Below are 9,304 nucleotides of genomic sequence, written 5' to 3'. Positions count from 1 at the left end.
GTCTTGGCCGGGCGTGCAGGTAAGGCGGACCAACAGGTCAATGGCTTCGTCGGAGCCGTTGCCGAGAAAAATCTGGGCGGGCTCCACTCCTTTCAGCTTGGCCAACGGTGCTTTCACGGCGCGCTGCTGCGGGTCGGGGTAGCGGTTGAAGAGGTCCGGGCCGGCGCTACCAAGGCTGTTCTCGTTGGCGTCGAGCATTACATGGGCTTCCCCCTGAAATTCGTCGCGGGCGGAAGAGTATGGTTTCATGGCCCGGATATTGGGTCGGACTAGGTTATCTAGTGCAAACATCGTGTTGAGTTTTCAATGAATGGATAGCAAGCAAAAATGACGGTGGGCACCCGGCTAGATCATGCGGTTGCAACTCCTGGCCGGGTGCCCCATCAATGCTGCTGATTCATTGCGAATTGCTCGTTGTGGATGGAATCCAGACGCAGCGTTACGGCCCGGGCGTGGGCGTGCAGGCCTTCCGCCTCGGCCATGGTTTCCACTACCGGCCCAACCTGCAACAGACCTTCGGTGGTGATGCGCTGGAAGGTGATTTTCTTGAGAAACGAATCCAGCGACACGCCGCTGTAGTTGCGGGCGTAGCCGTTGGTAGGCAAAGTGTGGTTGGTACCCGAGGCATAATCACCGGCCGCCTCGGGCGTGAGGTGACCCAAGAAGACGGAACCCGCGCTGGTAACACCTTCCGCCAGCTGCTCGGGGTTGCGCACGGCCAAAATCAGGTGCTCGGGCGCGTATTGGTTGGAGAAGTACAGCATCTCCTCGGGGGTGCGAAGCAAAATAGCCCGGCTTTCGTCCAAAGCCTGGGTTGCTACCGCGGCGCGCGGCAACTCTGTTAACTGCCGCGCTATTTCCACTTGGGTCTGCTCGATGATCTGCATCGAGTCCGAGAGCAGAATGACCTGCGAGTCGGGGCCGTGCTCGGCTTGGCTGAGCAGGTCGGCCGCCACAAAAGCGGGGTTGGCAGTGGCATCAGCAATAACCAACACCTCCGACGGACCAGCGGGCATATCAATGGCCACACCGTAGCGGGTAGACAATTGCTTGGCGGCCGTCACGTACCGATTACCAGGGCCGAAAATTTTGTCGACGCCCGGCACGCTTTCGGTACCGCCGCTGAGCGCGGCCACCGCCTGCGCCCCACCGGCCTTGATGATGGTTCCGATACTGAGCAACTGCGCCGTGAACAGAATCACGGGATTGATGGAGCCGTCTTTCTGCGGTGGGGTGCACAGCACTACTTCCGGGCAACCCGCCAACCGCGCGGGCACGCCCAGCATTAATAAGGTACTAAACAGCGGCGCCGTGCCGCCCGGAATGTAAAGCCCCACCCGCTGCACGGGCACGGCCCGCCGCCAGCAGCTCACGCCCGGCATGGTTTCCACCCGCTTTTCTTCTTCGCGCTGGGTGGCGTGGAATTTCCAGATGTTGGCGTGTGCCTGCCGAATAGCCGTTTGCAACTCCGATGGTACCTGCGCCACGGCCGCCAGTATTTCCTCGGCCGTTACGCGCAAGCCCGCACTTACGTCGGCACCATCGAAGCGCTGGGCATAGTCCACCAGAGCCGCGTCGCCGCGTTGGCGCACATCCTCGAAAATCTGCTGCACCCGCTGCTCGATGTCCTGGGCTTGCTGCGCGGCGGCTCGCTGCTGCAACGCAACCCAATCTGGCTGGGCCGGGTATTGAAAGACTTGCATTGATGGGATTGTTGATTGGTGGAGGTTGATTGGTGATTGGTTGAAGTTGATTTGATTGCTGATACTTGCTGGCTGCTCCTTATAGAGAAGAGCATAAGGACATTCAACAAGCAGCATCGCAACAACCAGCCATCAACTAATCATCTTCTCGATGGGCAGCACCAGGATACCTTCGGCGCCCACGGCTTTGAGCTGGCCGGTGATGTGCCAGAAGTCGTCTTCATTGACCACCGACTGTACCGACACCCAGCCTTCCTCGGCTAAGGCCGTAACCGTGGGGGACTTGATGCCCGGCAGCAGCGCCTTCACCGCGGCCAGCGAGGCCGTGGGCGCATTGAGCAGAATATATTTGTTGCGGCGGGCGCGGCGCACCGCCTGCATCCGAAACTGCAATTGCTCGAGTATTTCGCGCTTCTCCGCGGAAAGGTTCTGGTTGGCAATAAGCACGGCCTCCGACCGAAACACGGTTTCCACTTCCCGCAAACCATTACCGAGCAGCGTCGAGCCGCTGCTCACGATGTCGCAGATGGCCTCGGCCAAGCCAATGCTCGGCGCAATTTCCACCGAGCCGCTGATGGTGTGCAGGTTGGCTTGCACGCCGTGCTCGGCCAGGTATTTGCCGAGAATGGCCGGGTACGAGGTGGCAATGTTCTTGCCCTGCAAGTCAGCTACCGAGTCGTAGCCGGCGGCGCGGGGCACGGCTAAACTCAGGCGGCACTTGCTGAAACCCAACGGCTCGATTTCCAAGGTGGGATAACCGGCTTCCACCAACACGTTTTGCCCCACAATGCCGAGGTCGGCCACCCCGTCTTGCACGTAGCCGGGAATATCGTCGTCGCGCAGGTACAGGATTTCGAGGGGAAAGTTAGTGGCTTCGGTTTTGAGTTTGTACGAGCTGGCAACGAAGCTAATACCACACTCCCGAATCAGGTTCAGCGAGTCTTCGCTTAAGCGGCCCGACTTCTGGATGGCAAGACGAATCATAAAGGGTAAGGAAACAGAGGAAGGGGTAGGCAAGCAGCCAACGGCTGTGGAAGCCCTTCCAGAACGTAAGAAATCGGGAATTGGCCGCGGCCAAGCAAGCAACGACGGGTGGGGCCACCTTTCTGGGGTGACCGGGCGACCAGGACTGGGCGCCCAACGGGACAATATGGTGCGTTATTCCTCTAAAAAGAGGAATGGTGCCCGTGCTGGTGACGATGCGCCGCGCGCAGCCCAACTGCTTCGCCAAGGGCGAGAGCAGCCACGGGGCCGATAAAGCAAAAACAAGGCGCGGCAGGAGCAGGCATACACAAGAGGAGATGGCGCAAAAGTACAAGCTGAGTTGACAGAACAAAATATTTTCCAAGAAAACTTCTCTCGAACTCGGAACTTTAGCTATCCGTTTCGTTTCAACCCAGTCTTGGCACTATTGTTTCTGAGCTTGAGCTGTTGCTCGGTTCGGGCAGCTAGTGCGCATCTGGTCCCGGTTCTCTTTCCTGCCCTTCCTTCTGCCTATTGTTTGCTATGCGTTGTTGTCTTTCCCAGGTTGTTTCCACGATCGGCACATGGCTGCTGCTCTCGTTACTACCCGCTCCGGCGGCACGGGCCCAAACCAATTCGGCGCCTGCCGCGCCCGCTGCTCGTGCAGAATCGCTGATTCCGCTGCCGCAACCGAGTCCGCACGTGGTGCTTCAGCACGCCGTCGGGCTTACCGACATTGTCGTGGACTACCATGCGCCGAGCGTGAAAAACCGGGTGATCTGGCAAGGACTCGTGCCCTACAACCAGATCTGGCGGGCGGGGGCCAACGAAAACACCGTCATCAGCTTCAGCGACACGGTCCGCATCAACGGCAAAAAACTACCCGGCGGCAAGTACTCGTTCTACATCATGCCCCGCTCCGACCAGGATTGGGAGCTGGTCTTCAACCGCGTCACCACCCACTGGGGCGCGGAAGGCTACCACGAGAAAGACGACGTGTTGCGTGTTCCGGTGGTACCCGAAGCCTCCGCTCACCACGAAACGTTGCTTTACTGGTTTTCGGAACTGACAGCGGGTAGCGCCCACCTCAACCTAAGCTGGGAAAAGAAAACGGTGAGTTTCTTTCTTGATACCAATGTGCAGGCCCGGGTGGTGGCGGGAATTGAAAAAGCCGTGGCCGCGCGCCCCAACGATTGGCAGCTCCTGGCGCAGGCTGCCGAGTATCTGGTGCAAAACAATCTCAACGGCGAGCAGGCCCTGCGCTACATCAACGAGTCCATTCGCCTCCAGGACGTCTACCTCAACAACTGGATTAAAGCCCGCCTCTTGGCCTCGAAGCAGGATTACGATACGGCCATCGTCTTCGGCCGCAAAGCCATTAAACTCGGTGAAAAAGACGATAGCACCTTCCAAAACCAACTACCCACCATGCGCGTCGCGCTGATTGAGTGGCAATCAAAAGCCTATTGAAGGGCTTCTGAAAGCCTAAAAAAGTCCGTTAGCTAGAGCTAACGGACTTTTTTAGGTGTGCTGTTGACGCTTTTTAAATTCAACTTTAGGGGCGGCGGGGCCGCAGAAAAGTGTTCCGGGGCCTGCCAACAGCGGACCCAACACCTGCGTATGCCCTCCACTACCGAGCGCAGCAACCAGTTGCTCCCCACTTTCCCTGTTTTTCGGCTATGTTGAAGCGCGTTTAACGCAAGCCCGTTGCATCCAACCTCGGCTTCAGGCCCGAAAACGTCAACTGCCGCCGTCGGCGCTGATGAGCCGTAGTACGAAAAACCCTCTGTCCCACTTACCAACCACCTTGATGAACAAGCTAACGATTCGCAGCCTGCCGGAACTTGAACAGTATATAGGACAGGAACTAGGCGTTTCCGAGTACCACACCATCACCCAGGCGCAGATCAACAGCTTCGCCGCCGCGACCCTTGACTACCAGTGGATTCATGTGGATGCCGACCGAGCCGCCACGGAGTCGCCCTTCAAGGCTACCATTGCCCACGGCTACCTTACGGTTTCGCTGCTGCCTTACCTGTGGCACCAGATTCTCTCCATCGAGAACCTGAAAATGCAGGTGAACTATGAAATTGAGGCGTTGCGCTTCAACCAGGCCGTGACCGTAGATAGTCAGGTGCGGTTGCGGGCCAAGCTGTTGTCGGTGAAAAACCTGCGCGGCATTGCCAAAGCCCGGTTGGAAGTAAGCCTGGAAATCAAGGACCAATCAAAACCGGCTTATACCGGCATTATTACGTTTCTCTACCACTTCGAGGGGTAACAAGCGAAACTGTTGTTGCAGTGCAGCAGAACTACCTTTCCAACACGGCGCGCCGCAAGCCAAGAGAGGAAGAGGAAGCACACTTTATCTGCTTGCCTGCGCCGGCTGCTGAAGCAGCGGCTGCAAGACAGGCCAGATGGTGCGGGCAATCAGGCGGTGCCCGGCAGGCGTGGGATGAATACCGTCTTGCTGATTGAGCTTGGCCACCCCGCCTACGCCTTCTAGCAGAAAAGGAATCAAAACCAGTTGATTCTTGCTGGCCAGTTCGCTGTAGAGGGCTTTGAACTGCGTGGCGTACTCAGCCCCAAGGTTGGGCGGAATTTGCATGCCAGCCAGCACGATGCGGGTTGCCGGGCGGCGGCGGCGCACCGTATCGATAATAGCTTGCAGATTACGGCGCGTATCGGTGAGGGGCAGGCCGCGCAGGCCGTCGTTGCCCCCTAGCTCCAGCACGAAGATAGACACGGGTTGGCGCAGCACCCACCCCACCCGGCTGCGGCCACCAGCGGTGGTTTCGCCGCTTAAGCCGGCGTTTACGACGGTGTAGCCTAATCCAGCGGAATCAATTTTCTCGCCAATCAGGGCGGGAAAGGCCTCGTCGGGGTCGACGCCGTAGCCGGCGGTGAGGCTATTGCCAAAGAAGAGGATGGTTTGCTTGCCGACGGGCACAGACGCGGCAGGAGCCGGCGGCGTAGCGGCGGTAGCCGGGGCTTGAGCGGTTTTCGGGTCGGCGTTGCAGCCGGCCAGCAGCAGCAGCACGCCGCAACTAAACAGGGACAGGACAGGTTTCATGGGGACGAAGCTACTTTGTTTGGTCTTTACGTAACAGATCAAAGTATTGCCCGAGTTAATTCGTCTCTTACCCGGTTAGCTAAGCGGCTTTACCATTTACTAAAAAGTAATTGGTGTTCCGAAGCAGCAAGAATCTGAGTGAAGTTATTGAAGAGTTTTATCCAGATTCTTGCTGCCTCGGAACACCAATTCAGTTCAACTTCCTGATTCTTCATTCCCGCTGAGCGTAGCGGGCGCAACTTGCTTGTTTGTGCTTAAAGTAGAAAATCTCACCAAATCCTATTCCAGCGGCGGCCGGACGCTAACCGTGCTCGAAGCCGTCAGCTTCGAGTTGCAGGCCCAAGACACGTTTGCCATTGTGGGACCTTCGGGCAGCGGCAAAACCACGTTGCTGGGCTTGTGCGCCGGCCTCGACCGGGCCAGTTCGGGCAGCGTACAACTCAACGGCATCCAACTCGACACCCTCAGCGAAGACCAGCGGGCCGCCGTGCGCAACGAGCACGTAGGCTTTATTTTCCAGAACTTCCAGCTGCTACCCACGCTCACGGCCCTCGAAAACGTGCTGGTTCCGCTGGAGTTGCGGGGCGTCCGCAACGGCACCAAAACCGCGCAAGAACTCTTGGAACGAGTTGGGCTGGCCGGCCGCGGCCACCACTACCCCACGCAACTATCGGGTGGCGAGCAGCAGCGCGTGTCGCTGGCCCGCGCCTTCGTCAACCAACCCAAAATCTTGTTTGCCGACGAGCCCACCGGCAACCTCGATGCCGACACCAGCGCCCGGGTGGTGGAGTTGCTGTTCGAGCTCAACCGGGCAGCAGGTACCACGCTGGTGCTCGTAACCCACGACTTGGACCTGGCGGCCCGCACGCAGCGCATCGTGCGCATTAAAGGCGGCGCCATGCTCTCGGATACGCGCCCGGCCGCGGCTACGGTTTCTTCCTCGGCTTTATGAGTAACAACCCCGTTTCTTCCGCGCGGCCAGCCCTGAGTTGGCTGTGGCGCATGGCGTGGCGCGATAGTCGCCGCAGCCGGGGGCGGCTCGTGCTATTTGTGTCCGCTATTGTCCTCGGGATTGCCGCGCTGGTGGGCATCCGGGGCTTCGGCGACAACCTCGCCCGCAGTATTGACGAGCAGGCCCGCGAGCTGGTGGGGGCCGACTTGGTGCTTTCCGGCAGCCAGCCGTTTGATTCAACGCTGGCCCCCACCCTGCGCCAACTCGGCCGCGACCGCAGCGACGAGGTGGCGTTTGCCTCCCTGGTTCAGTTTCCCAAAGGCCAAGGGGTGCGCCTGGCGCAGATTAAAGCCCTGACCGGCAACTTCCCCTACTACGGGCAGTGGCTTACGGAGCCCACGGCGGCCGTAGCCGATTTCCGCCAATCGATGACTTCCCGCGAGCGGGTAGCTTTGGTGGATGACGCGCTGCTGGTGCAGTTTGCGGCCCGGCCCGGTGATTCTATTCGGGTGGGCAAGCTTACGTTTCGAATTGCGGGACGGGTGCGCAAAACGCCCGGTCAGTCGGCGTTCAGTAGCGCCGTAGCTCCCACGGTATTCATTCCGGGCCAGTATCTGCCCCAAACCGGTTTGCTGCAACGCGGCAGCCGCGTGCAGTACCGCACGTACTATCAGTTTGCGCCCGGTACCGAGGTTGATGCCATCGTCAAGACCTTGGAAAAGCGCCTTGACAAGGTAAATATCAACTCCGACACTGTCACGGAGCGCAAGCGCCAAACCGGCCGCTCGTTCACTGACCTGACCCGTTTCCTGAATCTGGTAGCCTTTGTGGCGCTGCTGCTGGGCTGCGTGGGCGTGGCCAGCGCCGTAAGCTTGTACGTGCGCGAGAAAGTGGCCTCGGTGGCCGTATTGCGGTGTTTGGGCGCTAGTGGCAGCCAGGCCATGCTGATTTATTTGGTGCAGATTGCGGCCATGGGCTTGGGGGGCGCTGCGGTGGGCGCCGCGTTGGGCACGGCCGTGCAATTGCTGCTGCCGCAACTGTTTGCGGGGTTTCTGCCCGTTACGGTCAACGTGGCCGTGTCGTGGCCGGCCGTGGCGCAGGGGTTGGTGACGGGCGTGCTGGTAGCCGTGCTCTTTGCGCTGCTGCCGCTGCTGAGTGTCCGGCGAGTGTCGCCGCTGCGGACGCTGCGGGCAGCTTACGAAGAAGATTCCGTTAAACCCGACCCACTACGCATCGTAGTATACGGCCTGATTGTCGTCTTTATTACGGGCTTCGCCTACCTGCAAACCCGCGACTGGAAACAGGCCCTAGGCTTTGCGGGCGGGCTGCTGGTTACGTTTTTCGTGCTGGCCGGCCTGGGGCAGGGCTTACGCCTACTCGTGCGCCGCTTCTACCCGAGTTCCTGGAGCTACGTGTGGCGGCAGGGCTTGGCCAACCTTTATCGGCCCAACAATCAAACCCTGCTGCTCACCGTCTCGATTGGGTTGGGCGTGTTCCTGATGGCGACCCTCTCCTTGCTGCAAGGCTTGCTGCTGAGCCGGGTGCAAGTGTCGGCCAGCGACGGGCAGCCCAACATGGTGCTCTTCGATATTCAGCCCGAGCAGCGGGCCGGCGTCACGCAGGTGCTGACCAGCCGCCGCTTGCCCATCCTGCAACAAGTACCGGTCGTGACGATGCGGCTGGCGGCCATCAACGGCCAAGCCACCGCCGACCTGAAAAAAGACACCCTCAACGGCCGCAGCCGCGGAGGCCTTACCCGCGAATACCGCGTTACGTACCGCAACCAGCTCATCAGCTCGGAAACCCTCGACCAGGGCCTCGCTCCTTACCTGCCGCCCGACGGTACGCCCCGCATTTCAGTGGATTCCGACTTTCTGCGCCGCCTGCAAGTCAAGCTCGGCGACACACTCACCTTCAACGTGCAGGGCGCCCCGCTCGCCACTATCATCGGCGGCACCCGCACCGTGGACTGGACCCGGGTGCAAACCAATTTCCAGATTGTTTTCCCGGCCGGCGTGCTGGAGCCGGCCCCGCAGTTTCTGGTGTTGATGACCCGCGTGCCGGACAACAACGCGCTAGGCGCGGTGCAGCGGGAACTGGTGCTGCGCTTCCCCAACGTATCGGCCATCGACTTGGGACTGGTGTTGCAGACGCTGGATGATATTCTCAGCAAAATCTCGTTCGTTATTCGGTTTATGGCTTTTTTCAGCATTGCCACGGGGCTGGTGGTGGTGGTCAGCTCGGTGATAGTGAGCCGCTACCAGCGGGTGCAGGAAAGCGTGCTGCTTCGCACGCTCGGCGCCAGCCGCCGCCAGATTCTGCGCATTACCTTGGTGGAGTATGCTTTGCTGGGTTTACTGGCCGCCGTGGCGGGCCTCGTGCTGGCCGTGGGGGCCGCCTGGGCGCTGGCGTTCTTCTTGTTTGAAGTTCCCTTCCGCCCCACCCTGGGTCCGCTCCTGCTCCTGGCCGCCGTCACCACGCTGCTCACCGCCCTGATTGGCCTCTTCAACAGCCGCGACGTGCTGACACGCCCGCCCCTGGAAGTACTGCGCGGCGAAGCATGAGTCAATTAAAAATTGAGAATTAAGAATTAAAAATTGGCCGTTCAGCGACTTT

At 59.8% G+C, this 9,304-nt stretch carries 9 protein-coding genes; 4 read left to right on the top strand and 5 right to left on the bottom strand.

The genetic code is table 11. From position 1 onward, the window contains the following. The 4 genes from ACFE7X_RS20495 to ACFE7X_RS20480 all read right to left on the bottom strand — a co-directional run. Positions 1–291 (bottom strand): aminotransferase class I/II-fold pyridoxal phosphate-dependent enzyme (locus ACFE7X_RS20495; protein ID WP_375437556.1); only part of this gene is annotated, 291 nt, incomplete at its 3' end. 92 nt (positions 292–383) lie between these two features. Then, positions 384–1,703, bottom strand: coding sequence for a histidinol dehydrogenase (gene hisD / locus ACFE7X_RS20490; RefSeq protein ID WP_375437555.1), 1,320 nt, complete (start codon positions 1,701–1,703; stop codon positions 384–386). A 132-nt stretch (positions 1,704–1,835) separates the two neighbouring features. Continuing rightward, positions 1,836–2,687 carry an ATP phosphoribosyltransferase gene (gene hisG / locus ACFE7X_RS20485; RefSeq protein WP_375437554.1) on the bottom strand — a complete coding sequence of 284 codons (852 nt, stop codon included), beginning with the start codon at positions 2,685–2,687 and terminating at the stop codon, positions 1,836–1,838. Positions 2,688–2,869: 182 nt separating this feature from the next. Beyond that, on the bottom strand, positions 2,870–2,992 hold the full coding sequence (locus ACFE7X_RS20480) for a hypothetical protein (protein WP_375437553.1): 123 nt from the start codon (positions 2,990–2,992) through the stop codon (positions 2,870–2,872). 217 nt (positions 2,993–3,209) lie between these two features. On the opposite strand from ACFE7X_RS20480, the gene ACFE7X_RS20475 reads away from it, so the two are divergent. Together ACFE7X_RS20475 and ACFE7X_RS20470 are read left to right on the top strand one after the other, a co-directional pair. After that, on the top strand, positions 3,210–4,136 hold the full coding sequence (locus ACFE7X_RS20475) for a DUF2911 domain-containing protein (RefSeq protein ID WP_375437552.1): 927 nt from the start codon (positions 3,210–3,212) through the stop codon (positions 4,134–4,136). Between the two features lie 340 nt (positions 4,137–4,476). Next, a complete protein-coding gene (locus tag ACFE7X_RS20470) occupies positions 4,477–4,944 on the top strand; it encodes a MaoC family dehydratase (protein WP_375437551.1) in 468 nt (155 codons plus the stop codon). An 84-nt stretch (positions 4,945–5,028) separates the two neighbouring features. Here ACFE7X_RS20470 and ACFE7X_RS20465 read toward each other — a convergent pair whose 3' ends face one another. Next, positions 5,029–5,736: an arylesterase gene (locus ACFE7X_RS20465; RefSeq protein WP_375437550.1), complete on the bottom strand. Its 708-nt coding sequence runs from the start codon at positions 5,734–5,736 to the stop codon at positions 5,029–5,031. 244 nt (positions 5,737–5,980) lie between these two features. On the opposite strand from ACFE7X_RS20465, the gene ACFE7X_RS20460 reads away from it, so the two are divergent. Then, a complete protein-coding gene (locus ACFE7X_RS20460; RefSeq protein ID WP_375437557.1) occupies positions 5,981–6,688 on the top strand; it encodes an ABC transporter ATP-binding protein in 708 nt (235 codons plus the stop codon). Continuing rightward, on the top strand, positions 6,685–9,252 hold the full coding sequence (locus ACFE7X_RS20455) for an ABC transporter permease (protein ID WP_375437549.1): 2,568 nt from the start codon (positions 6,685–6,687) through the stop codon (positions 9,250–9,252). The genes ACFE7X_RS20460 and ACFE7X_RS20455 overlap by 4 nt, the downstream gene beginning before the upstream one ends. The last annotated feature ends 52 nt before the right edge of the window (positions 9,253–9,304 follow it).

The sequence above is a fragment of the uncultured Hymenobacter sp. genome (assembly GCF_964242765.1).
GTDB lineage: Bacteria > Bacteroidota > Bacteroidia > Cytophagales > Hymenobacteraceae > Hymenobacter.
Note: the sequence above shows the minus strand (reverse complement) of the source record. Positions and strands in the feature narration are given on the sequence as shown.